The organism is Pararhizobium sp. (assembly GCF_035497515.1).
Classification (GTDB): Bacteria; Pseudomonadota; Alphaproteobacteria; order Rhizobiales; family Rhizobiaceae; genus Pararhizobium.
This window is the reverse complement of record NZ_DATJDJ010000175.1, coordinates 58,770-85,758: the sequence shown is the minus strand read 5'-3', so window position 1 is coordinate 85,758 and position 26,989 is coordinate 58,770. Positions and strand designations below refer to the sequence as shown.

The following is a 26,989-nucleotide window of genomic DNA, read 5'->3' as shown; positions in this document are numbered from 1 at the left end:
GCGAAGGATCTCGCGCAAGCAGCCAGAATCGGAGTCGCAACCGTAAGCCGCGCCGAGGTGGAGGAGGGACGCACGACATTAACAACCGCAAATTTGAAGGCGATTCGGTTGGCTCTGGAAAGCGTCGGAATAGAGTTTATCCCGGAGAACGGCGGCGGTGTCGGCGTTCGTTTCAGAGATCGAACGGAGGGGAGGGATTTTGGTTAGCGTTGCGCCCGAAGAACGCCATGAGCCGATCAAGTAGGTGTTCCACGATCGATTTTCTCGAACACCGGACAGAGTTCGCAGCCGGATATCCATTCGAACTGACGCAATATCATAATGATGTGCGCAACAAAGTCACTGTTGATCAGGATTCGGACCACCGCCATTCACTGGACGCGCGCGTGATAGTGCCGGCGGCGATATGCCCTGACAGCTCGGTCCAGATCTGGTCCTTCGTAAAGCTTGCAAGATCGCCGCTGGATTGTGCCAATGAGCTGTCGGCATATTTCGATAGAAGGGGCGAGACGCCCCCAGCGCGTTCGATCTCCTGAAATGGATCGCTGTTCTCCGGCTTCAAGACCCGGTGCCCCCATAGGCTTGGACGCTTGTCTCCCTTAAGTGCCTTGAGAAGATCGAAATCGCCTGACCGCTCGATGCCGGTCGAAACGAGATATCGCATGAGGGGAAAGTAGACCGTCTGGCGACAACCCCCAAGGACCCTCACACCGGGCAGGATCGAAGTCACGAGGAACACCGTGAACAGGCTGGGGAGGATTGCGCGCTGTCGAAGCGCTGCGGCAAGGTCGTCTGGACGAAATTTCAGCTCGAAGTTCGATGAACCGTTGGTCTTGAGGGCGCAATCCTCGAGGCGCAATGGGACCACTTTGTCCTTTTCCACGCGCCAGAAGAGATCGGTTGTTCTGCGGATCCAACCGGCCCAAGGACCTGCGTTCAGGCGGTCGATCACCCTCAGTATGCCGTCAGCAACCGAGCCATCTCCTACGAAATGCGCCGACATCCATGATCCCGGCTCTTCGAGGTGGTCGGCAACCAGGTCGGCAATATCGAAATCATCGAGCTGAAGCAGCTTCACCTGAGATGGAAAACTGCGCCGCCACAGAACCTGATTGGCTATCTTGATTGCCTCAGCCGCGGACGGAAATGTGTCGGAAGGCAGCTCGGCAAGCAGCCGAGCGGCAGAGGCATTCGGCGCGGCCTCGCCTTTGGAATTCGAAAGGGCAAAGCGGTAGGGGCCGTTCGCACAGCCGATACTGCATCCGTCCATCCGGCTCCGGGGCAGCCCGAACAGATTGAGGGGGGTGCCTTCAACGCGCAGCCAGCCGGCGCCCTTTTTGGCCGTCTCCTTGAATGTCGTCGTCGAGACGAAATAGGTGATGTGCCATTCTCGATTCTGAGCTTGCAAACCCAGCAGGCTGAACAAATGCGTGTAGAAAGCGTCCGGTTCGAAGAGTAGTAGGCAATGCGGGCCGGTTTGCAGCACCGGCGACGCCACCAATTCACGACCGGCCCGCTGCGCCTCTTCATCCGCAAAGCCTGACCTCCGGGCCGCGTTCTCGACTGACTTGCGCAGGAGACCCATGGCATGATTCCGCACCGGACTTTCCGAATGGAAATGCTCGGCTTCGTACACCGTCGATGCATATGCTTGAAGTGGACGTTCCCAGAAGGGGGCGAGATGCGGCATCAAATAGGAGAGTGAGCGTTGCACATCGATTGCGCTGCAATGCTCACCTGGTTGAGGCGAACGATTTGGGATCATGTCACGCCGCCGCTGGCCGTTTCGGCGCGAGCGGCGCCAGGGTGTCGGCGCCGCGCCACGAAAGTTCGGGGCCAAGAGGGTCCGTTCCCGTATCGATGACCGCAGCCGGCAACTGTTCGTGGCAATAGGCGGGGGGTATTGCTGGCTTTGTCATCAGCGATACGAGTTCCAGTATCGACGCCCGCGAGTTGGAAGAGACAATGGTGTAGAAGTTGCCGCTGTTCCACGTCAGCACGGAGTAGCGGAAGAATGAACCGAGCGCGGACACAGTGGTCGGCAGGTCAACCTGAAAATCCGTCATCGTATTCAGGATTTCATCTTTCTTTTCAGATATGTGCCTAGTCGAGAAATATCGGGTTTTGAAGAGTTCATCTTTCTGGCGCTCGCGCTCGCCATAGAGATCACGGTCCTGGTGAGCGAGCTTTTGCAACTGAACAAGGACACCGCCATGTCGAATGCGAGGAGCGATGAACTCCAGTTGCTTCAACCTATCCCGATCGTACATCTGGAATGTCGTGTCTTCGAAAAGGATATCAAAGCCATCCCGAAACGGCAGTAGGTCATTGTCGGCAGCGTAGCGATCGCCGTCCAAATCAAAAAAAGGCCCAAGAAAGAAATGCGCATGCTCGCTTGCACGTTTCGCGAGGAACGCTTCACGATTGGCTGCCGTCGGACTGCAGCATAACGTCGTGATGCGCCCGCCACCGAGCGCAGCTAGCGTGCGTGCGAGGCAGCCGGTCCCGGTGCCCAGGGTATAGATTGTCGTTGGAGAAGCGTTGCGCAACCAACCCCTCAGGGCGAAGGAAAGCATTGCAGCGCCCAGCCGGCATTCCTCTTCCAGCCGATATGGGATACTTGCAAAATAGTGGCTGTCAAAATGTCCCCACAGGCGCCTATGCGTATCTGAAAAGACCGCGGAGTCCAGATCGAAATCAAGCAACCCCATGTCTGGCTGCGGCTTTGCAAGGTCCGGCGCGCCGCCCTTGCCGCTGGCCGTTCTCTCGAAGAAGGCAGCAAAAGACGTTAGCCGAGGAGCCTGTCGCCAAAGTTCAATCGTGTGCGGATCAACCATCATCGCCTCCGTTGGAAGTCGACGGTTGGCGCGCCATCTCATTCGTTGAGATGGTTTAGCGAGCGCCGTCTTCTTCTGCCATTCGTGAGCTTCGGGCTACCATTTGTGGACCTCGGTGGAGGCCGCCGCAATCTGTCGGATTCTCTAGGTTGACCGGCGGCTGGAAAAGCCAGCTAAGTTGCCGTGACCAAGCTGCAGACGAAGAAGCACCGTTAGAGGTTGATCAACTCCAGGAAACTTGCCCTGGCGACCGCGTGATGGCTGGTGGAAGCACCGAGCTTGTTTCTTGCTGACCGAAGGTAGAGGCGCACGGAACTCTCCGAAATTCCCAACGCCCATGCAATCTGCTTGTGGACTTTGCCAACGGCGAGCATCTGAAGGCACTGCCTTTCTCGCCTCGACAGTTCCTTATAGCGGGCGGCCTTTCGAAGCCCTGTCACCGCAAGCACCCTCTCGTGGAGGTAATGGGAAAGAATATGCAGATCGTGGGTGCTCGATGCACATAGGCTCGACCAGTCCCGCTTGGAAAGATCTGAAGACACGGAAAAAAGCCCGCGTTCTCCATATGCCCCACGAACGGGAATCGTTAGGCCATTGGGACCAATGCCGTGAGAACGGGCTTCTCCAAAGAAGCGGCGAACCTGCGCAGACTTCTGATCGAGGGAGGACCAGTCCACCGGCAAATGACCAGCGCGAACGATGTCGATCACGGGATCTATCTCGAAAAGGTTTCGGGTCAAATAAGCTTCGATCCAAACCGTCGGATAAGTCGTGCAGTAGAACGGAAACCGCATCGAATCAAAGCCGTTGCGAACAACAAGGAAAGTCATGTGTGAAAGATCATAGCGCGTGCAGATCTGGCAGAGTGCCGGGCTCAGTTCTTCACGTTCCTTAGCAGCCTGCATATCAGACAACGATAGCGCCAGTCGCATTTGCTCTCCGAACCGATAGTACGTGGTTCAATACGATGTCCATTATCACTGAGGCCCAGGTGCGGAGCTATAGGTGAATCAGACAAGCCGGGAGGTGGCCGAGGCTTTGAAACTGCCGAAACGATGAGTGGTATTCATGGACAAGCGAAAAGGCATACCGCACGGTGTCGTGTTTCTTATTGCAGGAACAGGAGTTGTCACCCTTGCAAGGGCAATGACCTTATCGTTCCTTGCAATAAAGCTGCAGCAGACATTCGGCCTTGGCCCCGCAATGATTGGGTTTCTGTTAGGATTAGGGCCTTTGCTAGGGGCTCTTGCAGCGCCGTTCATAGGATCACTTTCAGATATAACAGGCCGCAAGGCGATGCTGACGGTTGTTCTAATTGCGCTCTCACTCGCAACGGTCGCGTTGGGGCTTGCGGAAACAATACTCGTATTCTGTCTTGCCCAATGCGCTGCCGCTGTCGCAGTTTCGATCTACGGGCCGATTTCGCGCGCCCTGATGAGCGACATGTGTGAAGAGCCTGTTCGCCTTAGATACTTCTCATGGCGCTACACGGCATCAAACATTGGTTGGGCTATCGGTCCTCTGCTCGGCATTGCTGCCGGCGTTGTCTCCACTCCTCTTTTTCTTGGGGCCGCCGCGGTCTATGCAACGCTCGCGCTCGTCCTGCAACTGCTGAGCGTGCCATCATCCATTTGCACCGGCAGTGACCCATCTCCCAAGCCAGTGTACCTGATTGCAAGTTTTAAGGCCGCGGTGCGCGACCGGCGTTTGCTCTACTTCATTGGTGGTGGCACGTTGCTCATTGCGGTGCATGGGCAATGGGCGGCAACACTAGCGCCATACCTTGTTGACAACTTGGCCGGCGGTGTTGAAATCTTCGCCTATCTGGTCTCGATCAACGGCGTGGTCGTTTTGAGCGGCAATCAATGTGCGCGACGTTTCATTGAAGGAAAGGGCGCGCTGACCGCGCTCGTGACGGGGTGCATTCTGCTTCTGGTAAGCCAAGTGGGCTTCTTACTTTCCACGGGCTTGGTGGGGCTGGCAATTTCGATGGTGATTTTCACCATGGGGGAAATCCTTGTCGTGCCTTCGGAATACATGTTGGTTGATGGCATCTCGAGCGCACAAAACAGAGGAAGCTATTTCGGCGCACATTCTATCTCGACGATTGGTAGCTTTGTTGGGCCGACCCTTGGAGGCGCGACGCTTGGCATTCTTGGAGGGCCTGCGATGTTTCTTCTGTTCGCGGGGTTCGCGGCCGCCGGCGCGCTCTTCTTTGCAGCCGGGACACGAATGCCTCCTCCAAAAACTAGGACACGTCCCGGTAAACCGAGTTCATCTTGGGCCGGTGATGTAGTTCAGATGCGGAACGGGCCTGTGCGGTCGTTACTGTTTTTAAGAATGGACAACACGCCGTTCAGCCGGCCGGGCATTTGGCGGCGAGTGACCTGAGACCCATCTTCCCTCCAGTTTTCAGGATAGTCTTAGGTTTTCGATGTGGCCTCATGCTGCCAGTTTTTCCATAGCCATTTTCATTGCGAATTCACTGGGTGTGATATTGCCCAGTGAAGAGTGTGGTCTGTTTCGATTGTAGTCCTCCTTCCATGCTGTGATTTCGATCCTCGCCTGCGTCAGCGACGAGAACAGTGTTTCGTTGAGGCATTCGTCACGGAAGCTGCCGTTAAAGCTTTCCCACGAAGCCGTTCTGCATCGGCTTGCCCGGCGCGTTGTAATGCCAGTCGATGTTAGTGTTTTGGCACCATTCCAGAATGGCCATGCTGGTCATCTCCGTTCCATTGTCAGAGACAATCGTTCGCGGCTTGCCTCGCCGGGCGGTGACGGCATCGAGTTCCCGCGCAAGCCGCCGACCTGAAAGCGACGTGTCGGCGACCAGCGCCAGGCATTCGCGGGTGAAGTCGTCAACAACGGCAAGGACGCGAAAGCGACGACCATCCGTGAATGCGTCGCTGACGAAATCGAGGCTCCAGCGCTCGTTGGGTTGCGACGGTAGTGCCAAAGGCCGCCGCGTTCCCAAAGCCCGCTTGCGCCCGCAGCGTTTACGCACGGTCAGCTTCTCCTCGCGGTAAAGACGCCGAAGCTTCTTCAGGTTCATGACGATCCCTTGTCGATGCAGCATGACGTGAATGCGTCGGATACCCGAAACGACCGCGTTCGGATGCCACCAGCTTCATCGCCTCACGGATATCAGCGTCATCCGGTCGAATGCTGCGGTATCGCACACTCGACCGATCAATGGACAAAACCTCGCACGCCCGACGCTGGCTCACCCCATGCTGTCTGCAGACATGAGCCGCAGCATCCCGCTTCACATCGGGCGTCACCATTAATGGGATGGTCCGCCTCGTCCTCCCGTAGCATTATGAGGCTGTCAAACCGAAGGAGGTTGCAATGCCACAACGCAATGTGCCGCGTTCAGCGGCTGTCTACGGAATTGATATTGGTACGAACATCTTCCACGTCGTCGGTCTCGGAAGCGACGGCGTGCCAGTCCAGAAGGTTCGCTTCCGACGCGACACGCTGCTGCAATTCTTTGAGCGGGCAGCTGCACAGCTTTGCGACGTGGCCCAGTTCCTCATGCGCCATCCGCTCGGCGGCCTTGGCGATTTCCGCCGACTTCGCGTGCGCGGCGACATAGGTCCAGAAGACAAAGGCGCGCTCCTCGTCGCGCCATTGCGATATTCGCCGCGGCCGCCGGCCTACCCCTGATACGGCCCGCGCGGGCGGCAACCCATGCCGTCACCTGGAAAGGGCAGGCGCTGGGTGCGCCCGCGACGCTGATCCTGCATCACGAGGACAGTAACAAGGCCCAACACTTGATCGACCGCGTCGTGACGGAAGTGTCGCGGCTGGAAGAGGTTTTCAGCCTCTACAGGAGCACCTCCGCGATCAGCGAACTGAACCGGGTCGGCGGCCTGGCCGCACCACCCGCCGACCTGGTGGCGCTGCTCGAAGCCTGCCGCCATCATTGGCATGGGAGCGGCGGCGCTTTCGACCCGACCATACAGCCGCTCTGGGCGCTATATCGCGATCACTTCTCGGTGCCGGGCGCCGATCCCGACGGCCCGCCGACTGAAACGATCGCCCGGGCGGTCGCGCGGGTCGGCTTCGACGCGGTCCGCTTCAACCGCGACCGCATCGTGTTCACGCGGCCGGGCATGGCGCTGACGCTGAACGGCATCGCCCAGGGCTATGTCACCGACCGCGTGGTTTCCATGCTGCGGGATGCGGGCATCACCAGCAGCATGGTTGACATGGGCGAAGGCCGGGCGATAGGCGGGCAGGCGGACGGCACCCCGTGGCGCGTCGGTCTTGCCGATCTCCAGGACGCCGAGCGGCCCGACAGCGTCCTCGATCTCGTCGACCGGGCGGTCGCGACATCCAGTCCGGCCGGGTTCCATTTCGATGCCGCCCGCCGGTTCGGCCATATCCTCGACCCGCGCAACGGCGGTGCCAGCGCAGCCTACCGGCGCCTGACGGTCGTTGCGCCGGACGCCACGACAGCAGACGCGCTCTCGACCGTCTTCAGCCTGGCGGATCACGACAGCATCCGTTCAAGCCTTGCCGGAAAGCCGGATATCATGGTGGACCTCGTCCTGGCGTCGGGCGAGCACAGACGATGCGGGAGCTGAACGTCCGGCACCGCTTCAGGCGGATGTGGCCGGCGCGCTGCTACGCTTCCTGAGTCATTCGGTCACGGCCGTTGCCGGCCTGCCGCTGGCGACGAGGGAGGCGATCACGCGCATCGACGGCAGGGCGTGCGAATAGAAGGCGTGCAGCCCTTCGCACAGATAGTTGTGGCCGTCCTGACCGTCATGCGTCTTGGCGAAACGGCCCTTCGGGCAGCCGCCATTGCAGAAGGCGCGCACCTCGCATTTGAGGCATTGCGCTGTCAGCGTGTCGAATTTGTCGTTGCCGAATGCCGCGAGCCTAGGGTCGGTCAACAGGGTGTGCAGCGGCGTCATGTTGATGTTGCCGAGCCGGTAGCCGGGCTCGACATAATGATCGCAGCAATAGAGATCGCCATTGTGCTCAAGGGCCGGGTTGCGGCCACAGGCCGGGGCATGGGTGCATGTCAGGTAATGGCCGAAGAAGGCCGCCAGCATGGCCTCAAACATCTGGACATGGACGCGGGAGACATCATTGGCGATCCATTCGTCATAGACCGCGATGAGGAATTTCCCGTAAGCCTTGCCGTCCACCGAGCGGATTCCGGCGCGATCCCCGGATTGCGTGTAGAGCGGCCTTGACCTTTTGCCCTGCTTGTCGGGCCAGCCGGCATTGGCGAAATCGAGGCCCTCGGGGGAACTGCGCTCGACGATCGGGATGAACTGGATCCATTCGGCCTTTATCGTGTCGCGGAAGTACCGGTAGATCGTCCGGCCGTGATCCTGGTTGGCGGCATTGACGGTGCACAGGATGTTGAAATCCACTCCGTGCCTGCGCAGGTTGCGCACGGCCTTGGCAACGAGGTCGAACGTCCCGCGGCCGCGCTTGTCCTTCCGATAAAAATCATGAAACGCGCGCGGGCCGTCGAGGCTGAGGCCGACGAGGATGCCGTTCTTCATGAGGAAGGCGCACCATTGGTCGTCGAGCAGCAGGCCGTTGGTCTGTATGGAGTGGGATATCACCTGTCCGGGCCGCTTGAACCGCATGGCGAGGTCGATCGCCCGCGCAAAGAAATCCAGGCCGAGAAGCGTCGGCTCCCCACCCTGCCAGGCGATGTTGACCTCGCCGTTCGGGTGCGTTTCGAGCAATTGGCGGATATAGGATTCCAGCGTCGCCTCGGACATCCGCGTCCGGCTGTCGGGATAGAGCCTCTCCTTCGACAGAAAGAAACAATAATCGCAGTCTATATTGCAGGTCGCGCCACCCGGTTTTGCCATGAGGTGGAATGCGGCGATCCGCGGCCTTCTTCCGAGCGGGTCCGGGCCCTGATTGTTCGGCGGCGTCAGGTCGTCCATGAAACGAAAATCCTCCTCCGCCGGTGCGAGGTCTGCGGCCTATCGCCGCGAGGCGCTTCCTGGGACCGGCGTTCGTCATGTCTAGGGTACGCTCCCGATATCGAGTTTGTTCCGGCGCAAAGACCTCGATCTGTTGCGTGTCACGCCTGTGCCTGGCTGTGCGGATTGCCTTCCTGCTTTCGATCCCGCGCCGACACGTCAACCCGGCATATTGGCTTCGAATTGGCACCTTTGGTTTATTCTTGAGTTCGATCGGCAGACATGATTTTTAGGCTTGGACGAAGGGCGGTCCCAGACTTGGGGCCTGCCGGCCCGCGTCGCCGTCATGGGCGCAGAAGGAAGATCAAGGAGAATATGATGAATATTATTGCAACAACTCTTGTCGGCATCGCCGTCTCGGCCATGATGGGCGGTAGCGCGATTGCTGCGGACTTCGAAGTTGATATGCTCAACAAAGGTGCTGACGGCGTGATGGTGTTCGAGCCGGTCCTGACAAAAATCGCTGTCGGCGACACCATCACCTTCGTTCCAAAGGACAAGGGCCATAATGCGGAAACCGTGAAGAACATGATTCCGGAAGGCGCCGAGGCGTTCAAGGGCAAGATCAACGAGACGTTGAAGCAGACCTTCACCACCCCCGGCGTCTATCTCGTCAAGTGCACGCCTCATTACAGCATGGGGATGGTCGCGGTGGTCGTGGTGGGCGACAACCCCGCCAATGTTCAGGCGATCAAGGACGCGAAATTGCCGAAGAAGGCACGCGAGCGGGCCGACAAGGCACTGTCGCAGCTGTAGGGGCAGTGTAAACTGCCACCGAACCATGTCACGGCCGGTCAAGCGATAGGCTGGCCAATCCCGGCCTATGAAAAACCAGCGTTCCCCGGCGGCCCTCGATGATATCGATCGCATCTTCGAGCGAGCCGATTCCCGCACAGCCGCCGGTTTGGATGACGAAATCACGCGCGGCCTCGATCTTGGGTCCCATGGAGCCGGCCGGGAATTCCTCTGGACGAAGCTCTCCTGCGGATATCTTGTCGATCGGTGCCTGGGACGATCCGCCCCAATCGCGGTAGACGGCATCCACATCGGTGAGCATCAGCAGGACCTCCGCGCCAAGCTCCCTTGCAAGCAGACCCGCCACTCGATCCTTATCGATGACCGCCTCGATGCCGATGAGGCTGCCATCCGTCCGGCGGATGACCGGGATGCCGCCCCCGCCTCCGCAGATGACAATCACATTCTGTTCGACGAGAAGCTTGATGACCGACACATCGGGAATGTGCTTTGGCAGAGGAGACGCAACGACGCGCCGGTAGCCCGTGCCATCAGCCGCAATGTTCCAACCCCGTTGCCGCGCCAGTTTCTCGGCTTTCGTCCCGGAATAAACCGGGCCGATCGGCTTGGTCGGATTGCGGAACGCGGGGTCGCCCGCATCGACCTCGACTTGGGTCAGCAGCGTCGCGACGCGTTTCCGGCCAGCCAGCGCGTTTTCGAGCTCTTGCTCGATGATATACCCGATCATGCCTTCGGTCTGGGCCCCCAACACGTCGAGCGGATGGGCTTCCTCCGGCTTGTAGGCCTCCGATTGAAGCGCCAGCAGACCCACCTGCGGCCCGTTGCCGTGGCAGACCACGACGCGGTGGCCGGCGCCGATCACCTCGGCAATGGCAGTCGCGGCACGTTTGACGTTGGCGCGCTGGTTCTCCGCGGTGAGCGGTTCTCCGCGGCGCAGCAGTGCATTCCCGCCCAATGCGATGACGACAAGCATTGCTAGCCTCCGATCGTCGCGACGAGGACCGCCTTGATCGTATGCATACGGTTCTCGGCTTGGTCGAAGACAATGGACGCCGGCGACTCGAATACCTCTTCCGTCACCTCCATGCAGTCTATGCCGAATTGCTGGAAGATTTTCTCGCCTACCTCGGTCTCGCGGTTGTGGAAGGCGGGCAGGCAGTGCATGAACTTTGCGTGCGGATTGCCCGTGGCTGCCATCAGATCCACCGTCACCCTGTAAGGGGTGAGCTTTTCAATGCGCTCGGCCCAGACTGAATCGGGCTCGCCCATCGAAACCCAGACATCGGTATAAAGATAGTCACAGCCGGCGACCGCCTCCTTTGCGTCTTCGGACAAGGTGATCCTTGCGCCGGTGCGCGCTGCAATGCCGCGGCAGCGCTCGACGAGATCGGCATCGGGCCAATATTTCTTCGGCGCGGCCAGCCGGACGTCCATGCCGATCAGGGCGCCCCCGATCATAAGCGAGTTGCCCATATTGTTGCCCGCATCGCCCAGGAAGGCGAAGCTGACCGCCGACAGGTGCTTGCGCGTATATTCGCGCATGGTGAGGAAGTCGGCGAGGATCTGGGTCGGATGGAATTCATCGGTCAGGCCGTTATAGACGGGCACTCCGGAATGGCGGACGAGTTCCTCGGCGAGATGATGGCCGAAGCCACGATATTCGATGGCATCATAAAGGCGGCCGAGTACCCGCGCCGTGTCCTTCATCGATTCCTTCTTACCGATCTGGGTTCCAGATGGTCCAAGATAGGTGACATGCGCGCCCTGGTCGTAGGCCGCGACTTCAAAGCCGGTGCGCGTCCGGGTGGAATCCTTCTCGAAGATCAGCGCGATATTCTTGCCTCGTAGCCGCTGTTGCTCGTAGCCGCCGTATTTCGCCTGTTTCAGCGAAGCTGCCAGCTTGAGCAGGAAGCGGATTTCGTCGGGTGAGAAATCGAGGAGCGTCAGAACGCTACGCCCGTGCATGTTGATCGGCATGGATGGTTCCTTTCTTTCACGCAGGGTCGCGTATCAGGGGGCATGTCATGCAATGGCCACCGCCGCGCCCCCGGCCGAGTTCCGCGCCAGGAACGGTGATGACTTCCACGCCAGCCTTCCTGAGCAGCGTATTGGTATAGGTGTTGCGGTCGTAGCCGACGACCACGCCAGGCTCGAGCGCGACAACATTATTGCCATCGTCCCATTGCTCGCGCTCGGAGACATAGGCGTCACCACCGGTCTCGACGATCCTGAGCCGGGGGAGGCCGAGGGCTCCCGCAACCACCTCCGGCAGGGATTTCTCCTCCAATCGGACATCCACAGTGCCTGGACGATCGCCCGGCCGCAGCGAATAGGCCTCGATTCTGTTGACCACGTCCGCGAAGACGGTCACCAGGTCGCGATCGCAGAAAGTGAAAACGGTGTCGAGATGCATGCTTGACCGCTCGACCGGCAGCCTGCAGGCAATCACCCTCTCGGCGGCACCCTGGGCAAATAGCGCGCGTGCCAGCTGACCCACGGCATGCGCCGTGGTTCTTTCGCCCATGCCAATTAGAACGGTGCGGTTGCCGATCGGCATGACGTCGCCACCCTCCGCCGTGGCGCGGCCATAGTTCAGGTCGGGATCGCCCCACCAAACCGGAAAACCCGCGCTGCGGAAATCCGGATGGAAACGGTAGATGGTCGCGATGTTGACCGTCTCCAGCTGGCGTGCAGGCCAACGCATCGGATTGAGCGTCACGCCCCCGTAAATCCAGCAGGTCGTGTCGCGCGTAAAGAGATGGTTGGGAAGCGGCGGCAGGATGAATTCTTCCGGCGCCAGCACTGAGGCCACGACGCTGTTGGTCTCGACCGGCAGTTCAGCCCGGCTCATGCCGCCGATGAGCGTAGACGAGAGGCGATCCGCGTCCATCTCCATGAAATAGGCATGCAAGTCGTCGGCCAGGCCGACGCCGACGGTGTTGTCGTTGACGCGACGGTCGAGGAGCCAACGCCTCGCCTCGGGAATCTTCAGCGTCTCGGTCAGCATATCCCGGAGGAATACGACCTCGACGCCGCGATGGCGCATGGCATCGACGAAAGTCATATGCTCGACCCGCGCCTGCTTGACCCAGATGACGTCGTCGAACAGCAGGTCGTGGCAGTTGGACGGGGTCAGCCGGGCGAGCGCCGTACCGGGGCGATGCACCATGACGCGGCGAAGCTTGCCCACTTCGGAATGAACGCCGTAAGTGATGGTCATGTCTTTCTCCTTCAGGCGATCAGGGTGGCGACGCTGAGGCTCGCCGTGATGATGACGGTGAGGATCACCAGCAGCGGCCACATGAAAGCGAGCCAACGTTCATAGGGAACGCGGCCGATGGCGAGCGCGCCCATAACCACGGCAAAGGTCGGGTTGATCAGGTTCACGATACCATTGGCCGACTGGTAGGCCGTCACCACGAGATCGCGCCCCACGCCGGCGAAGTCGGCGACCGGTGCCATGATCGGCATCGACAGTACGGCTAGGCCCGACGACGACGGCACGAAGAAGGAGAGAAGAATCTCGATCCAGTAGACCACGTTGACGAACAGGACGTCCGAAAGGCCCGCCACCGAGACTTCCGCCCAATGCAGGATGGTATCGGAAATCTTGCCGGCTTCCATAATCACCACGATGCCACGGGCGAGCCCGATGATGAGGGCGACTGCGAGGAGGTCGCGCGCGCCGGCAATGAAGGCGTCCACGAACCTCTGTTCGCCGGACCGGGCAATCAGCCCGACCAGGATCGCCGAGGCAAGGAACAGGCCCGACATTTCGCCCATCCACCAGCCGCCCTTGAGCACGCCCCAGATCATGACGACGAAGGTCGCGCCGAAGATCGCGAGCACCAGCTTGTGAATGCCGGTAAAGGTGGTTTCGCCGCCTTCATGACCTGCCAGGAAATGCGCTTCGTTCTCCGCCTTGCGGTCGTAAACGAGCGATTCCGCCGGATCGAGACGAACACGTTCGGCATAACGCATCACATAGATCACGGTGGCGAGCCAGCAGAGGCCGAGGATCGCAAAGCGTAGCGCCATGCCTTGCGTAAACGGAATGCCGGCTGCGTCCGACGCGATGACGGTTGCAAATGCATTGACGGTCGAGCCCAGGACGCCGATGCCGGCACCGAGCAGGATGATGGCGACGGCGGTCACCGCGTCATAACCGGCGGCGATCATGATCGGGATCAGGAGCACGTAGAAGGCCAGCGTTTCCTCTGCCATTCCGTAGGTGGTTCCACCGAAGGCGAACAGTGCCATCAGGACAGGGATCATCCATTTCTCGCGGCCGCGCAGGGATACCATCGCACTCCTGACGCCGGCATTGATCGCCCCGGTGGAGGTGACGACGCCGATGAAACCGCCAATGATTAGCACGAAGAGCGCGACATCAATCGCGTTGGCCTGGCCTGATCCCGGACTGTAAAAGCCGGCGATCGGGGCCATGATGACGTCGAAGAGGTTCTGCGGGTCTGCTTCGGTTGGCGCATAAGTGCCGGCGACAGGAACCTCACGATTGAGGGCAGTGTTCATGGCCCGCTGATACTGGCCGGCGGGAATGATCCAGGTCAGCCCGGCGACCAGGACGATAAGCCCGAACAGGATGGTGAAGGCGGAAGGAAAACGAAACGTCTTGACACGTGCTGGTTCCGAAAGCGTGGCCATGGCAATATCTCCAATCTCGAGAGGGATGACCAATGCGCGAAACGCGGAATGCACCCTTGAACCTGAATATGTTCGAAAGGGCGCCGGCGGCATTGATCCTGCGCAATTGTCGGACCGTAACTTGCGATGGGGCCGGAAGGCCGTCTGAAACCTCCGGGAGAACAGATCATGCCGCCGGAGAGCTCTGGGCGACATAGGCACCACGATCAGCAGTGGGCCGAACTGCGGCATCGAACGACCGCGATCATGAGGAAGAGTTTACGAGGTCATCGCGAAAAGATGGAGCGCAACCCCGATGAGGAGAGCCCCGCCGAGCCCTGAAGCGGCACGGCGAGCTATCCCCGGATGCCGATGATGATGGAGAAGGGAGAGGCGACTAGCACGGCCAGCTCATCGACAGCCCTTGCTGGACAGGACTTCAAAGGACCTCACCGGCATCACCGGCAGATACTCGATGATCCATGCCTGCGCTCGTGGGTCAGGTCGCGCCCAGTTCCTTGCGCACGATTACGATCGTCGGATCGTCCATGTCGGCCATGGTGGTAAAACCCATGTCCTGTTCGAGTTCGATGGCGGCATAGTTGTCGCGCCGCTCGATGGACTCCAGTACCTTGACGCCCTTGGTCGCGGCGATTTTTGCAAGGAAGTCTAGCAGTTCCCAACTGATGCCCTGGTGCTTGTAGTCGGCGCGAATGCTGATCGCCACCTCAGCACGTTCGAGCGCAGGATCGCAAGCCAGCATGGCGGTGGCGATCATCGGCTTGCCGTTCTCCCCGAATGCAAGATAATTCTCCGTCTGCACATGATCTATGTCGGTCATGGCCGCGATGCGCTCCTTGCTGACCTCGTTCATGCCGGCGAGATAGCGGAAGCTGAGGTCTTCCTTGGTGACATGGGTGAAGAACTCCGCGAGTTCGGCTTCGTCCCCGACCCGAACGGGCCTGACAAGAAACCTGGCCCCTGTGCGGGTCTTGAGTTCTGCGGTCCAGTCTTCCATGATGCTCTCCATCGCTGTTGGAGCTCGTCCAGGGCGGCGTCTGCCGTGCAAGGGACGATCTCGGTGCATTTTTCGCCGGAACAACCGGAAGCGCATTGTTCCTGATCAATTTTCTTCAAAGTTCCAGCGCCCGGCGGATCTTCCGTATGATGACCCCGCGCGACCTGTCATCGGCAGCATCGCGCAACTGGTCCTGGAGGTCCTGCAGCAGAACCTGGTAATCGTTGTTCCAGTCGCGATGACCAGCCTGGCCTGGATCGATGCGGGGAGGCGGCCTCGTCGGAGAAATGTCGACGGGGCCATCGGGATCAAGCCTGAACGCGGAATCGAGGCGCGGAATATAGATCCGGTTCTCGGGAAGGATGTTCATGAGGCGGATCTTCAGAGCGACGAGGGCTTCGTCTTCGCCATGGACCAGGAAAATGGCGCGCGCAATCGGCAGCCGGTTCCGCACCCATTCCTGCAACTCTGGCCCATCAGCATGCCCGCTATAGGCGTCGATGGTGCGGATTCTGGCGCGAACTGCGATTTCCTCACCCTGAATCCGAACAGTGGATGCCCCATCCGCGAGAATCCGGCCAAGGGTGCCGGCGGCCTGGAAGCCCACCAGCAACACGGTTCCCTCCTCGCGCCAGAGCCAGTTTTTCAACCGGTGCCGGATTCGCCCGGCTTCACACATGCCGCTTGCCGCAATGACGATATGGAAGCCGTGCATGTGGTCGAGCGCCTTGGATTGCTCGACGCTTTCGGTGAATCGCACGTTTTTTGATCGCATGGCGCGGGCCAGAAGATCGCCATGCTCAAGCTCTCGTTCATGCGCCTGAAAGATCTGGCTGGCGCGCATGGCCAGCGGCGAATCGATGACGATGGGGCAGGACGGAATCTCGGAACGCTCCATCAGGAAAAACAGGTCGGCCAGCAATTCCTGGGTCCGTTCGACGGCGAAGGACGGAATAATGAGGGCGCCATTGTGATGACGGTTTGCTGCGCGTACCTCGTCGCGAAGGATTTTTCGTCTGCCCATGTCGGTCGCGTCGATCCGGTCGGTATCGCCATAGGTGCTTTCGCAGATGACATAGTCCCAGTTCGCCGGCCCTTCCGGCACCGTTTGCAGAAGTTTGTGCGTCGGCCCGATGTCCCCGGAGAAGAGAACCCGTATCGAGTGCTCGTCGCCGATCTCCATTTCCACGGATGCAGATCCCAACAGATGGCCGGCGTTCCAGAAACGGACGCGGATGCCTTGCGCGACGGTCTGCCACCGCTCCAGCGGCACGGAGTGGAACTGATGCAGCATTTCATGTGCGTCGTTGGCGGTGTAGATCGGCTCCAGAAAACGCCGCGCCCGCAGGCGATTGCGACGATTGAGGTGATCAACCTCGACCTCCTGTATATGGCCGGAATCCGGCAGCATGACGCTGCAAAGGTCCACTGTGCCGGGCGTCGCATAGATTTGACCTTCATATCCGTGTTTCGCCAGTTTTGGCAGGAGGCCGGAATGGTCGATATGGGCATGGGACAGGATGACCGCATCAATCGCCTTGATGTCGAACGGAAAGACTCGATAGTTGAGTTCCTTTTCGGTCTTGGAGCCCTGGAACAGGCCGCAATCGACGACTACGAGAGCGGCTTCGGTCTCCACGACGAAGCAGGAACCGGTGACGGTTCCCGCCGCGCCGTGAAATCGAATTGTGGGATACTGCATTCTATGTCTTCTCTCATTGACAGGAGCAGGGCTTCAACGCGATTGCGCGTGTCGCCAAACGTCCTGCCGAGCCTGCGTGCGAAGGCACCATCTCGATCGTTTCTACCTTGTCTGCGTCTCGGCGACACACGTCACGCAAAGGGTCGCATGCAAGACCGCATTCAGCCTCTTTTCCGGAATAGGCAGGCCACATCTTGTGCAAAGGCCGAACCTGCCTTCGTCGATTCGGACCAATGCCGCTTCGATCGCCTTTAATTCCGCAAGCCCCGCCTCGCCGAGCGCCTCGAGGACCTCGTCGCCCTCCCGCTCTATCGCCCGATCATCGTCGTCGTTGCTCCGGGCGACATCCAGATCGCCTTCTATCCTATGAAGGCGGTCCGAGAGTTCTTTCCGCCGAGCCACAAGTCGGCCTTTGTACGTGGATGTTTGCATCTGAAATTCGCCTGCTGTCTGTAATGAAAGCGTCAGTGCCTGAACCGGCCGGCACGCATCCGATAAGGCTGATCACGGCCTGCGGCACCTCGTCAGTGCGCCATGAATACGGGCGTTTTGACATTGGCGAGCATCGTTTGCGTGGTTCCGCCGAAGAAACGCCGACGCAGGCGCGAATGTCCGTATGCCCCCATGACGATGAGTTCGGCACCGTGGTCGGTCGCATGTCGCTGCAGGACGAAAGCCGGATCGAGGCCGCCGCTGGCAATGACATCCACGGTCACCTTGATGCCGTGCCGCGAGAGAAACGTCGCCACGTCGGCGCCAGGTTGTTCGCCCATTGCGTCAGGCCTTGCATCGGGATCGACGATAACGACGCGGACATCGTCCGCTTGGATGAGCATCTCCAACGACTGTCTCATGGCCGCCGCCGACTCGGGCCTGGCATTCCAGGCCACGAGAACGGTCTTCGGTGCGAAAGTCACCTGCTTGTCCATGCCGGCGAGAACAACGGGCGTGGGCGTTTCGAAAAGAGCGCCGTCCAGAACACGCTTCAACAGGTCGCCATCCTCGAGCATCCGCGCCCCGATGAGCGCCACGTCGGCGTACATCGCCCATTTGGCAACTTCCTCATCGACGCTCCCGCTCGGGCAATAGAGAGGTTGGACATCTCCCGCGAGGCCACGTCGGGCAAGCAGGTCGCTCAGTTCCGCGCCCCGGGCATTCACCCGGTTCTGTTCTTCCTCCCATGCGAACGCGTAGGTGGAATAGGTTTGACCGACCATGTCGAATACCGGCGGCGGTGGCGTGCACGAAACCACGACCGCATTCAGATGCGCCTCCGCCATGCGCGCTACTTCGGCCGCAGCAAGAAAATCATCGTCGCCATGGTCGATGCCGGTAATGTTCAAGATTGTTTTCACAGACATGGCGAGATCCTTTCGCGGTAAATCGATATGCAGAGCTTATAGCGGCTCCTCCTGGCTTCATTGATTTGCGTCAATCAGTCTGCGGTTGCGCCAAATCAGCGACGGGGGAGGCTTCGAGATAGGTTGAGCCACGATCACATGGAGCGAGGGGCCGAGAACACAGCGCCTGCCGCTTTCGTTCCGTGATGTGGGAGCACTCGCCAGCAGCTTTGCGACACTCTGGCCGACCGATTCTCATTCACGGCAAGTATCGCGGGGGTTTATGCCGCAGATTGCCTCGCCTGTTGGCACAAAACAGCGCGTGCCTTTTCGAGCGACTTGCCCCGGCCCAGCCTGGCCCCTCTGTCTGTTCCTGGAGAATCATGGTAGGCCGATGCAATCGGCGTTTGATCAGATAGAGGCCGCGCGTTGCGCGCGAGAGAGCAGGCGACGCATGATTTGTCCGGTCGGAGTTGCGGTTGTCGATGGAAAAGTCCCCGCGTTTTTCGATTGCAGGCGGTTTGTTCAAGCCGCAAGGCAGATTCGTCCGGGCGGTTAGCGCCGGAGGGCTTCACGGACCGAATGCCTACCTTCTCGCGATCGGCGCGGTGCTTGTGGCCTTCCTGGCCCGCTACGGGTTGGACAGCGTGCTTCGCGACGGGGCGCTTTTTGCGTTGTTCACGCCCTCCATCCTCATCGCGGCGATGTTCGGCGGGCTCGGGCCCGCCGTCGCCGCGACGGCCCTGTCGCTATGCGGTGCCTATTACCTGGGCGATCTGTATCTATCGACAATGGGAAGCGTCGTCGAACTTGCCATCTTCGCCGTTGCGGGATTGTCGATCGCCTGGCTCGGCGAACTGCTCCACCGGGTCTATCGCAGTGCGCTCTCGACCGACGAGACGTTGCGGGTGCGCGAGGCGCATCTGCGTTCAATCATGGATACCGTCCTCGACGCGGCGGTGGTGATCGGAGCGGACGGCAACATCATCTCCTTCAATCCCGCCGCCGAACAGCATTTTGGCTATGTCGCGGACGAGGTAATCGGCAGGAATGTCAACATCCTCATGCCGGCACCGCACAGTGCCGAGCATGACGCCTATCTCACGCGCTACCTGGAGACCGGGGTAAAACATATCATCGGCAAGGACCGTACGGTCACGGCGCGCCGCAAGGACGGTTCCACATTCCCGATCAAGCTTGCTGTGGGCGAAATGCGGAGTGGTGACAAGACCTATTTCACCGGCTTCATCCGCGACCTGACTGAACGTCAGCAATCGGTGGCGGCACAGCAGGAGATGCATCTGGAGCTCGCGCGCATGGCCCGCCTGTCGGAAATGGGAGAAATGGCATCGACCCTTGCCCACGAACTCAACCAGCCGCTCTCGGCCATCACCAATTACGTGCAGGGCTGCAACAGGCTACTCAGGGAAATGCAGGAGCCGAATGCGGACCGACTCCGGGAGGCGTTTGAGGAAGTCGCCGCCCAGGCGTTGCGTGCGGGTCAGGTCATCCGGCATCTGCGTGAGTTCGTGACACAGGGTCGGACCGAGAAGCAGCCCCATGACATCGGAAAGCTAATCGAGGAGGCCGCCGCCCTGGCCCTGATCGGATCGCGGGAAAAAGGCGTGACGACGGTGTTCGCGTTCAGCCCGGATACGGACGTTGTCATGGTCGACCCGGTCCAGATACAGCAGGTGCTGATCAATCTCATGCGCAATGCGGTGGACGCGATGGAGGCGAGCCCGGAACGCGAACTGCGCGTTTCGACGTCTCCCGATAACGGAGGCGTCTCGGTGGAAGTCAGCGATACCGGCTCCGGAATCTCTGACGAGGTGGCGGCTCAGCTCTTCAAGCCGTTCGTTACCACCAAGCCGGGCGGCATGGGGATCGGTTTATCCATTTCCAAGCGGATCATGGAGGCGCATGATGGCACCATCACGGCCAGCCGCAATGAGCGGGGCGGTGCGTCTTTTCGTTTCACGCTTCCTGCCATTGATGAAGGAGAGATGTCGGAATGAGCTTCGTCGTTCATATCGTCGATGACGAAGCGCCGGTTCGCAAGTCGCTGGCCTTCATGCTGGCGAGCGCCGGCTACGCGGTTCGGGCGTTCGGTTCGGCTGCCGATTTCCTCTCCCAGGCGGATGATACGCAAGGCGGTTGTCTCATCACCGACCTGCGCATGCCCGGCATGAATGGAGTCGAGCTGCTGCAGGCACTGCGCAAGGCCGATGCGATGCTGCCGGCTATCGTGATCACCGGCCACGGCGATGTACCGATGGCCGTCGAGGCCATGAAGGCCGGTGCGCTCGATTTCATAGAGAAACCCTTCGAGGAGGAGGTATTGTTGCAGGCCCTGGAAAGAGCGGCCCGGCAACTGGCCAACCGTAAAATCTCCGAAGACCATGCGCCCACTGTTCGCGCCCGTGTCGAGACGCTGACCGATCGCGAACGGCAAGTCCTTTCGGGCGTCGTCGCCGGGCTGCCTAACAAATCGATCGCCTACGATCTGCAGATCAGCCCGCGGACGGTTGAGGTCTACCGTTCCAACGTCATGATGAAAATGCAGGCCAAGAGCCTCCCGGAACTCGTGCGGATGACGCTTCATGTGGACCTCGGCGGGGCCAATAAGAATTAGAGTTTTCCGGAATTGATTTGACGCAATGCGACCTGCCCGTCTCTCCTTCTATAACGGGCATGGTCGCCCTTGCGCTCGCGGCTGGAGCATTGGCTCGAAACGAGCCGCCTGTGGTGCACTGCAGGTTTGAGCCGCCAGAGCCGCATTTTTCGGGGGCGCTCCCTGCGCTGAAGAGGAATGCTGTCTCCATGCCCGCCGCCATCAACGTCCTGGTCGTCGCACCCGACGAGGTGATGCGCAGATCGCTTAGCTTCGTACTCGAGGCCGAAGGCTACGTTGTCGATGCGAGGTCCCGGCTGGACCGGCTCGCCTTGACGCGGGACGGGCGCATACCGGACTGCGTGGTGATCGATCAGGATGCATTCGCCGATCCCGGCACGGCCGGGCAGGACCTGTCCGGGCTGGGCGTCGCAGTCATCCTGCTGGTCGAGCAGATGCATCGTCCGCCGCTTCTGCCCGGTCTGAGACTTATCGAAAAGCCGCCTCTGGGGCGGGACCTGCTCGACGCGGTTGCCACGGCCTGCCAGTCTGTCGGCTCTACGTAGTTTCCCGTAGGGACATAACCGGATTTCGAGCCGGCGGCAGATGGTGGACATATGCTCCAAGAAAAATCGGAGGCCAATCCATGTTCACCCTCACATCCGACCGCATTTCCAATCCTTCTGCCAGTGGAAATGGCTTTATCTCGCAGGACCGGAATTTGAGGGGAAGAGCGGAAGGAACGATAGCCGTCGCCGTCCAGCCCGCCAGGATCTACGCGCCGAACACGGAGATCTTCGCCGAAGGCGCAAGGGCAAAATCGGTGTACCAGGTCGCATTCGGTGCGGTCCGTGTCTGCCGGATACTGGCCGACGGGAGACGCCAGATCAGCGCCTTCCACTTTGCCGGGGAGGTGTTTGGCCTGGAGCCAGGCGCCCATCACGAGTTTTCCGCCGAGGCAATCACCAATACCGGTATACGCGTCACCAGACTTTCCGGCAATGACGACGTCGCTCGGCACCTTCTGCCCATCGCGCTCCGGGGGTTGGCGCGGGCACAGCAACATTTGCTTCTGCTCGGTCGCCAGTCGGCGCTCGAAAGAGTGGCCGCCTTCCTCAAGGACATGGTTGATCGCCAGGAAAGCTTTGATCACATCGAACTTCCCATGCAACGGAGCGATATCGGCGACTATCTCGGCCTGACGCTGGAGACCGTGTCGCGCACCTTCTCCAGGCTGAAGGAAGCGGGCGTTATCCGCCTGACGACATCGCGCAGTGTCGAGATCGTCGATATCGACGCGCTCGAAGCGATGGTGGGTTGACGCGGAGCGACGACGAAACTTCGCCACGCCAAATTCGAATTCGAAGAGGAGTAACAGTCATGAAACAGCAAGCGCTGCTTCCTTTGGTCACCTATCCCGACGCCAATTCGGATGCCATTGCAGCAAACGCCGTCGCAATCGCGAAATGGATAGGCGCCGAGCTTCACGCGTTGGCGCTCAATGTCGATATCCCGTCGCTCTCCAGTCCACTTTCGCACATGTTCCTTAATGTGCCGGAGATGGTCAGCGATGCCGAAGCTTCGAGCCGTAGACGAGGTGACCACCTACTTGAAGCGGTTGAGCAGCAGTCCATGGTGGCGGGCATCCAGCTGACGACCGACAGAATCTCGACGCTACTTGCGCTTCTCACGGAGACGCCGGCGACATACGCCCGCTACCACGACATCAGCCTGGTCGGCTGGGAAGCGGACAACGAAACCTGCCGCACGATTTCCGAATCCATTCTTTTCGGGTCCGGCCGGCCCGCAGTCCTCATGCCCGAGCATGTCGGCCCTTCCTCGCTTCATCATGTGGCGATCGCCTGGGATGGAAGCCGGGTTGCCGCGCGCGCGGTGGCTGATGCCCGTCCGTTCCTCAGCCGTGCGACGCGCATCAGTGTGTTCACCGTCTCCGACGAGAAGCCGTTGAAGGAGAAGGACGCTGGCGATCGCCTCGCGGAAGGACTGCGAGCGCGGGGCCTTTCCGCCGAGGCCGTATCGCTGATGGGAGAAGGACATCCCATAGCGCAGACGCTTCAGCAGGGCGCTCTGGAAAGGGAATGCAAGCTTCTTGTCATGGGCGCCTACGGTCATTCGCGAATGCGCGACTTCGTGCTGGGCGGCGCTACCGGGGGCATCCTCAAGGAGTTGCTGATGCCGGTCATGCTGTCGCATTGAGGCTGGAGCGCAGCAAACGCTCTCGACAACGCGTGACGCGGTATGAGAGGTCAATCCCTCGCATGCCTGCCGCCGGCAGACGGCCGGCGGCGGGCATGCTTCATGGCCAACTTTGCGCGAGGAAAAAGGATGGCTTGCCGGCTGAGGCCTGCAGGAGCAGATTCGGTGCATCCGGCGTGATACGGGCCGGCTTCGGCGGCGCAAGGGAAGCCGGGATTTACGGCTCCGCGGGCGCGGCCAGAATCAGGACATCGCAGGGGACCACGGCGAGAATGCGCGAGGCGACGCTGCCCAGGATGACGTTCAACACTCCCGTGCGGCGCTCTGTTCCCCCAATCACCAAGCCGACATCGTTGTCGATGGCAGAGGCGGCGCGCGGCTGCGGGCTCGCCAAGCTCCGAAATGATGAGGACATCCTTCGCGGCGTCCGGCCCCAGAACCGGGCCCAGGGATTGCCAGCACTTGAAAAGGCTCTCCATACGGAACTGGGACAGCTCGCTCGCCTTGTCCTGCGCCAGATTTGCGTATCGAGGGCCGTAAGAATGGAAAGCATGAATTCCGGCTTCAGGAAGCAGCCAGTCGCCGCGTCCCGTGTCCTGGTGGAATTTTTCGAGAGATCGGTGGCGAAAACTATCTCTCCTCCCGTATCCACGGGAGGACATCGGCCCGTGAAATCCCCGTTACGATCAGGTCGGCCGGATCGTTCGACAGGAGCTCCGCGACGACCTTCTGCGGCGTTCCTCGCCGGACGACAACATGGGCAACGAGCCTGTTGACGGTCGCGAGCTCCTCGCACAAGCGGGCTGCCTCCCGCGCGGGGAGGAGTGGCTTTCATCTTTTTGTCTGTGCTCCCTGTCGAAGGGCCAGGCGGAGCGCGACGGCGCGCCCGCACAGTTTCCAGAGTTCCCGCAGCCACAGAACCGAACTTGCGACCGCGACACAGACGAACCAGTCCCAGCCTGCGAGCGGAACGGTCGAGAAGGCGTTCTGCAGGACCGCCACGTAGACCACGGCGACGTGAAGACCGAGCGAAAACAGGACGGCAGCCCAGAGCCAGCGATTGGAGAACAGGCCGTCGAAGGCGCTGCGCTCATCCGAGCGGGCGTTGAAGACATTGAGAAGCTGAAACAGCGTCAGCGTGGTGAAACCCATCGTGCGGGCATGATCGAGATTGCCGGTGCCTTGCACCAGGCCGCCCGGCAGGTTCGCATCGATGACCAGGAGCGTGCCGGCCGCCATGACTGACCCGACGAAGAATATCCCCCGCCACATAGCGGCGGTGATTACGCGCTCATGCTGCGGCCGCGGCGGCCGCAGCATGGTGCCGGGCGAGGCAGGATCGATGCCGAGGGCCAGCGCAGGGGCACCGTCGGTCACCAGATTGATCCACAGAATCTGGGTGGCCAGCAGCGGCAACGCGATTCCGGAAGCCCCGCTTTCCGACAGCCCCAGGATGCCGGCGAAAGCCACGCCGAAGAACATCGTCATCACCTCTCCGATGTTCGACGACAGCAGATACCGTAGGAACTTGCGGATATTGGCGAATATCGAGCGGCCTTCCTCGATCGCCGCGACGATGGTCGCGAAATTGTCGTCGGCCAACACGATGTCGGCTGCGCCCTTGGAGACGTCGGTTCCGGTAATGCCCATGGCGATACCGATATCGGCGGCCTTGAGCGCAGGCGCATCGTTGACGCCGTCGCCGGTCATGGCGACCGTGGCACCTAGCCTCTGGAGCGCGCCGACGATGGCAAGCTTGTGGGTAGGATCGACACGGGCATAGACGGACACGTCGCTGGCTACGTGATCAAGCTCTGCCTCGCTCATCCTGGCCAGTTCGGCGCCAGTGACCACGCGGGCGCTATCGATGCCGAGACCGCTGGCGATTACGGCTGCGGTCCCGGGATGGTCGCCGGTGATCATGATGACGCGAATGCCTGCGTCCATGGCCTTCGCCACTGCCGGCCTGGCTTCCTCTCGCGGCGGATCTATCATGCCGAACAGTCCGATGAAGACGAGGTCCCTCTCTGCATTCTCCTGCTGGGTATCGTGCCTGCCGTCTTCCAGCCGCCGCATTGCTACGGCCAGCGTGCGGAGCGCCTCTGCCGCCATCGTATTGTTAAGAGCGGCTATGTCGGCACGGCGCTCCGGCGTCAACTCGACCGCTTCGCCACCGGCCAGTTCATAGCGGCAATGGGACAGAAGTATATCGGGCGCCCCCTTGGTGAAGGCATGATATTCGCCGTCTTCAAGATGGACGGTCGTCATGATCTTGCGCTCGGAAGAAAACGGGATCTCCCAGAGGCGCTCGGGCGTCGCTGTCCTGTCTGCGCCGGGAGCCTTCAGAACGGCTGCCAGGAGCGCAATCTCCGTCGGATCTCCCTGAGCCAGCCATTGCCCTTCCTGAGATCGTAGCGAGGCATTGTTGGCGCATCGGGCAGCCATCAATGCTCGCTCGAGTTCGGTATCGAACGCTGCGGCATTGTCGCTGTGAAGGCTGGCCTCTCCCTGTGCCCCGTATCCTGTTCCTTCGAAATCGGCGCGGCCGCTAGCGGTCAGAATACGGCGAACGGTCATTTCGTTGCGTGTCAGAGTACCCGTCTTGTCCGAAGCAATGATGTTCGTCGATCCCAGCGTCTCCACCGCGGCGAGCGTGCGAACGATCGCCCTGCGCGCCGCCATGCGTTGCACTCCGACCGATAGAACTGCCGTGACGACTGCCGGCAGGCCCTCCGGCACCGCGGCCACCGCGAGCGCCACACCGATGATGAGAACGCCGAAGAGCTGGGAGAGTGTGTCCACCTCGCTTACCAGCAGAACGGTTGCGATCATCACCACGGCGATGACGATGACGATGAGGCCGAGGAGCCGACCGGTGCGGTTCAATTCCCGTTGGAGAGGCGTGCTTTCATCCACCGTCTGCTCAAGCATGGTCGCGATACGCCCTGTCTCCGTATCCATGCCCGTTCCCGTCACGATCGCCCGTCCGTGACCACCCACAACCGCCGTGCCGGCGAAGAGCATGTTGAGACGGTCGCCAATGACCGTGTCGACAGGAAGCGGTTCATCCGCCTTGAAGACCGGGAGGCTTTCACCGGTCAGGGATGCCTCGGCAGTCCTCAACGACGTGGCACGCAGGACCCTGGCATCGGCCGGCAGGGTGTCGCCCTCCTCGACGAGGATAATGTCACCCGGCACGAGTTCCGCCGCGGCCAACCGCTTTCGTTCTCCGTCCCGGATGGCTGTGGCCTGCGGTGCCGATTTTTCCCGCAACGCCTTCAGGGCGTTCTCAGCCCGAGCCTGCTGTACGAAGCCCATGATCGCGTTCAGGATCACGATGGAAAGGATCGCCAGCGCTTCATAAGGCAATCCGTCGCCCTCGATCATCCAGACGATCATCGAGATACCCGCGGCCGCGATCAGGAGAAGAACAAGCGTGTCGGTGAACTGCTGAAGAAATTTCCGCCACGCCGGGGCCGGCTTGACTTCCGAGAGCCGGTTGGGCCCATGGGTTGCAAGGCGGCGATGTGCTTCGCCTGTCGAAAGGCCATTCGCTCCGTCCGAACCGAAGCCTTCAATGACGTCAGCCGCGTCCAGTTGCCATGCATCCCGCGCAGCGGAATATCGATGTTCATGTGCCATGCCAAATTCCATGCATCGTGCGTGTCGGGCTGCGTCAGCGACGCAGAAGTATCACGTAGGTCAGGTATAGGAGGTAGGCGGCGACAAGCGAAGCTCCTTGACGCCTCGTCACCCTTATGAACGAAAAGAAGATCGGGTTGCAGGCCAGTGCCGCCAGTCCACTGATCGGAATATCGATCAGGATCAGGTCTTGCCCCACGGTAGTCCCGCCAGCGGGCAGTAAGGCAGTGAAACCGAGGATCCTCAGGATGTTGTAGGC

The 26,989-nt window shown here is 60.6% G+C and carries 25 protein-coding genes and 2 pseudogenes; 9 read left to right on the top strand and 18 right to left on the bottom strand.

The window, feature by feature from the left end:
- Nucleotides 1-207, top strand: a 207-nt coding sequence (locus tag VL202_RS18590; RefSeq protein WP_325465560.1) for a transcriptional regulator, incomplete at its 5' end; no start/stop codon positions are given.
- A gap of 142 nt (nucleotides 208-349) precedes the next feature.
- Here the strand turns inward: VL202_RS18590 and VL202_RS18585 are convergent.
- From VL202_RS18585 to VL202_RS18575, 3 genes are all read right to left on the bottom strand, one after another.
- Nucleotides 350-1,585: a hypothetical protein gene (locus VL202_RS18585; RefSeq protein ID WP_414692896.1), complete on the bottom strand. Its 1,236-nt coding sequence runs from the start codon at nucleotides 1,583-1,585 to the stop codon at nucleotides 350-352.
- A 181-nt stretch (nucleotides 1,586-1,766) separates the two neighbouring features.
- A complete protein-coding gene (locus VL202_RS18580; protein ID WP_325465559.1) occupies nucleotides 1,767-2,837 on the bottom strand; it encodes a class I SAM-dependent methyltransferase in 1,071 nt (356 codons plus the stop codon).
- Nucleotides 2,838-3,049: 212 nt separating this feature from the next.
- Nucleotides 3,050-3,769, bottom strand: a complete 720-nt coding sequence (locus VL202_RS18575) for a LuxR family transcriptional regulator (protein WP_325465558.1) — start codon at nucleotides 3,767-3,769, stop codon at nucleotides 3,050-3,052.
- Nucleotides 3,770-3,905: 136 nt separating this feature from the next.
- Here VL202_RS18575 and VL202_RS18570 point away from each other — a divergent pair, with 136 nt between their 5' ends.
- A complete protein-coding gene (locus tag VL202_RS18570) occupies nucleotides 3,906-5,228 on the top strand; it encodes an MFS transporter (RefSeq protein ID WP_325465557.1) in 1,323 nt (440 codons plus the stop codon).
- Between the two features lie 51 nt (nucleotides 5,229-5,279).
- On the opposite strand, the pseudogene VL202_RS18565 reads toward VL202_RS18570, so the two are convergent.
- Nucleotides 5,280-6,121: pseudogene (locus VL202_RS18565) on the bottom strand (IS3 family transposase); the annotation flags it as partial.
- A 223-nt stretch (nucleotides 6,122-6,344) separates the two neighbouring features.
- Nucleotides 6,345-6,464 (bottom strand): annotated as a pseudogene (locus tag VL202_RS18560) (rubrerythrin family protein); the annotation flags it as partial.
- A 2-nt stretch (nucleotides 6,465-6,466) separates the two neighbouring features.
- Between VL202_RS18560 and VL202_RS18555 the strand changes: the two are divergent.
- Nucleotides 6,467-7,426, top strand: coding sequence for an FAD:protein FMN transferase (locus VL202_RS18555; RefSeq protein ID WP_414692898.1), 960 nt, complete (start codon nucleotides 6,467-6,469; stop codon nucleotides 7,424-7,426).
- Between the two features lie 54 nt (nucleotides 7,427-7,480).
- Here the strand turns inward: VL202_RS18555 and VL202_RS18550 are convergent, their stop codons facing one another.
- Entirely contained in the window at nucleotides 7,481-8,758 is a 1,278-nt protein-coding gene (locus VL202_RS18550; protein ID WP_325465555.1) for an anaerobic sulfatase maturase, read from the bottom strand.
- A 357-nt stretch (nucleotides 8,759-9,115) separates the two neighbouring features.
- Between VL202_RS18550 and VL202_RS18545 the strand changes: the two genes are divergently transcribed.
- Nucleotides 9,116-9,553 (top strand): pseudoazurin, encoded by a 438-nt coding sequence (locus tag VL202_RS18545; RefSeq protein WP_325465554.1) that lies wholly within the window; start codon nucleotides 9,116-9,118, stop codon nucleotides 9,551-9,553.
- Between the two features lie 28 nt (nucleotides 9,554-9,581).
- Here the strand turns inward: VL202_RS18545 and arcC are convergent, their stop codons facing one another.
- The 8 genes from arcC to VL202_RS18505 form a co-directional block, all read right to left on the bottom strand.
- Nucleotides 9,582-10,526, bottom strand: a complete 945-nt coding sequence (arcC, locus tag VL202_RS18540) for a carbamate kinase (RefSeq protein WP_325465553.1) — start codon at nucleotides 10,524-10,526, stop codon at nucleotides 9,582-9,584.
- Nucleotides 10,527-10,528: 2 nt separating this feature from the next.
- Nucleotides 10,529-11,530, bottom strand: coding sequence for an ornithine carbamoyltransferase (argF, locus tag VL202_RS18535; protein WP_325465552.1), 1,002 nt, complete (start codon nucleotides 11,528-11,530; stop codon nucleotides 10,529-10,531).
- A 16-nt stretch (nucleotides 11,531-11,546) separates the two neighbouring features.
- On the bottom strand, nucleotides 11,547-12,773 hold the full coding sequence (gene arcA / locus VL202_RS18530; protein ID WP_325465551.1) for an arginine deiminase: 1,227 nt from the start codon (nucleotides 12,771-12,773) through the stop codon (nucleotides 11,547-11,549).
- Nucleotides 12,774-12,784: 11 nt separating this feature from the next.
- Nucleotides 12,785-14,218 (bottom strand): YfcC family protein, encoded by a 1,434-nt coding sequence (locus VL202_RS18525; RefSeq protein WP_325465550.1) that lies wholly within the window; start codon nucleotides 14,216-14,218, stop codon nucleotides 12,785-12,787.
- A 478-nt stretch (nucleotides 14,219-14,696) separates the two neighbouring features.
- A complete protein-coding gene (locus tag VL202_RS18520) occupies nucleotides 14,697-15,215 on the bottom strand; it encodes a GNAT family N-acetyltransferase (RefSeq protein WP_325465549.1) in 519 nt (172 codons plus the stop codon).
- A 115-nt stretch (nucleotides 15,216-15,330) separates the two neighbouring features.
- Entirely contained in the window at nucleotides 15,331-16,917 is a 1,587-nt protein-coding gene (locus VL202_RS18515) for an MBL fold metallo-hydrolase (protein ID WP_325465548.1), read from the bottom strand.
- Between the two features lie 102 nt (nucleotides 16,918-17,019).
- Nucleotides 17,020-17,349, bottom strand: coding sequence for a TraR/DksA family transcriptional regulator (locus VL202_RS18510; protein WP_325465547.1), 330 nt, complete (start codon nucleotides 17,347-17,349; stop codon nucleotides 17,020-17,022).
- 92 nt (nucleotides 17,350-17,441) lie between these two features.
- The gene (locus VL202_RS18505) at nucleotides 17,442-18,278 is read right to left on the bottom strand and encodes a universal stress protein (RefSeq protein WP_325465546.1); all 837 of its coding nucleotides are present in this window, start codon (nucleotides 18,276-18,278) and stop codon (nucleotides 17,442-17,444) included.
- A gap of 464 nt (nucleotides 18,279-18,742) precedes the next feature.
- Between VL202_RS18505 and VL202_RS18500 the strand changes: the two genes are divergently transcribed.
- From VL202_RS18500 to VL202_RS18480, 5 genes are all read left to right on the top strand, one after another.
- Nucleotides 18,743-20,275, top strand: coding sequence for a PAS domain S-box protein (locus VL202_RS18500; protein WP_325465565.1), 1,533 nt, complete (start codon nucleotides 18,743-18,745; stop codon nucleotides 20,273-20,275).
- Entirely contained in the window at nucleotides 20,272-20,892 is a 621-nt protein-coding gene (fixJ, locus tag VL202_RS18495) for a response regulator FixJ (RefSeq protein ID WP_325465545.1), read from the top strand. The genes VL202_RS18500 and fixJ overlap by 4 nt, the downstream gene beginning before the upstream one ends.
- Before the next feature lie 188 nt (nucleotides 20,893-21,080).
- The gene (locus VL202_RS18490) at nucleotides 21,081-21,437 is read left to right on the top strand and encodes a hypothetical protein (RefSeq protein WP_325465544.1); all 357 of its coding nucleotides are present in this window, start codon (nucleotides 21,081-21,083) and stop codon (nucleotides 21,435-21,437) included.
- Nucleotides 21,438-21,517: 80 nt separating this feature from the next.
- A complete protein-coding gene (locus VL202_RS18485) occupies nucleotides 21,518-22,192 on the top strand; it encodes a helix-turn-helix domain-containing protein (RefSeq protein ID WP_325465543.1) in 675 nt (224 codons plus the stop codon).
- Between the two features lie 59 nt (nucleotides 22,193-22,251).
- Entirely contained in the window at nucleotides 22,252-23,088 is an 837-nt protein-coding gene (locus tag VL202_RS18480; protein WP_325465542.1) for a universal stress protein, read from the top strand.
- Between the two features lie 217 nt (nucleotides 23,089-23,305).
- Here VL202_RS18480 and VL202_RS26005 read toward each other — a convergent pair whose 3' ends face one another.
- The 4 genes from VL202_RS26005 to VL202_RS26000 all read right to left on the bottom strand — a co-directional run bounded on the left by VL202_RS26005 (nucleotide 23,306) and on the right by VL202_RS26000 (nucleotide 26,971).
- Entirely contained in the window at nucleotides 23,306-23,503 is a 198-nt protein-coding gene (locus VL202_RS26005) for a universal stress protein (RefSeq protein ID WP_414692895.1), read from the bottom strand.
- Between the two features lie 215 nt (nucleotides 23,504-23,718).
- The gene (locus VL202_RS18475; RefSeq protein ID WP_325465541.1) at nucleotides 23,719-23,886 is read right to left on the bottom strand and encodes a hypothetical protein; all 168 of its coding nucleotides are present in this window, start codon (nucleotides 23,884-23,886) and stop codon (nucleotides 23,719-23,721) included.
- A gap of 33 nt (nucleotides 23,887-23,919) precedes the next feature.
- Entirely contained in the window at nucleotides 23,920-26,730 is a 2,811-nt protein-coding gene (locus tag VL202_RS18470) for a cation-translocating P-type ATPase (protein ID WP_325465540.1), read from the bottom strand.
- A gap of 34 nt (nucleotides 26,731-26,764) precedes the next feature.
- Nucleotides 26,765-26,971 (bottom strand): hypothetical protein, encoded by a 207-nt coding sequence (locus VL202_RS26000; RefSeq protein ID WP_414692897.1) that lies wholly within the window; start codon nucleotides 26,969-26,971, stop codon nucleotides 26,765-26,767.
- Nucleotides 26,972-26,989 lie beyond the last annotated feature (18 nt).

Coding starts and splice junctions, on each gene's coding strand:
- VL202_RS18510 (WP_325465547.1), bottom strand. CDS start 17,349: ATGCAAACATCCACGTACAAAGGCCGACTTGTGGCTCGGCGGAAAGAA.
- VL202_RS18515 (WP_325465548.1), bottom strand. CDS start 16,917: ATGCAGTATCCCACAATTCGATTTCACGGCGCGGCGGGAACCGTCACC.
- VL202_RS18485 (WP_325465543.1), top strand. CDS start 21,518: ATGTTCACCCTCACATCCGACCGCATTTCCAATCCTTCTGCCAGTGGA.
- VL202_RS18575 (WP_325465558.1), bottom strand. CDS start 3,769: ATGCGACTGGCGCTATCGTTGTCTGATATGCAGGCTGCTAAGGAACGT.
- VL202_RS18525 (WP_325465550.1), bottom strand. CDS start 14,218: ATGGCCACGCTTTCGGAACCAGCACGTGTCAAGACGTTTCGTTTTCCT.
- arcA (WP_325465551.1), bottom strand. CDS start 12,773: ATGACCATCACTTACGGCGTTCATTCCGAAGTGGGCAAGCTTCGCCGC.
- argF (WP_325465552.1), bottom strand. CDS start 11,530: ATGCCGATCAACATGCACGGGCGTAGCGTTCTGACGCTCCTCGATTTC.
- VL202_RS18505 (WP_325465546.1), bottom strand. CDS start 18,278: ATGTCTGTGAAAACAATCTTGAACATTACCGGCATCGACCATGGCGAC.
- fixJ (WP_325465545.1), top strand. CDS start 20,272: ATGAGCTTCGTCGTTCATATCGTCGATGACGAAGCGCCGGTTCGCAAG.
- VL202_RS18570 (WP_325465557.1), top strand. CDS start 3,906: ATGGACAAGCGAAAAGGCATACCGCACGGTGTCGTGTTTCTTATTGCA.
- VL202_RS18490 (WP_325465544.1), top strand. CDS start 21,081: ATGCCCGCCGCCATCAACGTCCTGGTCGTCGCACCCGACGAGGTGATG.
- VL202_RS18580 (WP_325465559.1), bottom strand. CDS start 2,837: ATGGTTGATCCGCACACGATTGAACTTTGGCGACAGGCTCCTCGGCTA.
- VL202_RS26005 (WP_414692895.1), bottom strand. CDS start 23,503: ATGTCCTCATCATTTCGGAGCTTGGCGAGCCCGCAGCCGCGCGCCGCC.
- arcC (WP_325465553.1), bottom strand. CDS start 10,526: ATGCTTGTCGTCATCGCATTGGGCGGGAATGCACTGCTGCGCCGCGGA.
- VL202_RS18550 (WP_325465555.1), bottom strand. CDS start 8,758: ATGGACGACCTGACGCCGCCGAACAATCAGGGCCCGGACCCGCTCGGA.
- VL202_RS18480 (WP_325465542.1), top strand. CDS start 22,252: ATGAAACAGCAAGCGCTGCTTCCTTTGGTCACCTATCCCGACGCCAAT.
- VL202_RS18500 (WP_325465565.1), top strand. CDS start 18,743: ATGGAAAAGTCCCCGCGTTTTTCGATTGCAGGCGGTTTGTTCAAGCCG.
- VL202_RS18545 (WP_325465554.1), top strand. CDS start 9,116: ATGAATATTATTGCAACAACTCTTGTCGGCATCGCCGTCTCGGCCATG.
- VL202_RS18585 (WP_414692896.1), bottom strand. CDS start 1,585: ATGGGTCTCCTGCGCAAGTCAGTCGAGAACGCGGCCCGGAGGTCAGGC.
- VL202_RS18520 (WP_325465549.1), bottom strand. CDS start 15,215: ATGGAAGACTGGACCGCAGAACTCAAGACCCGCACAGGGGCCAGGTTT.
- VL202_RS18470 (WP_325465540.1), bottom strand. CDS start 26,730: ATGGCACATGAACATCGATATTCCGCTGCGCGGGATGCATGGCAACTG.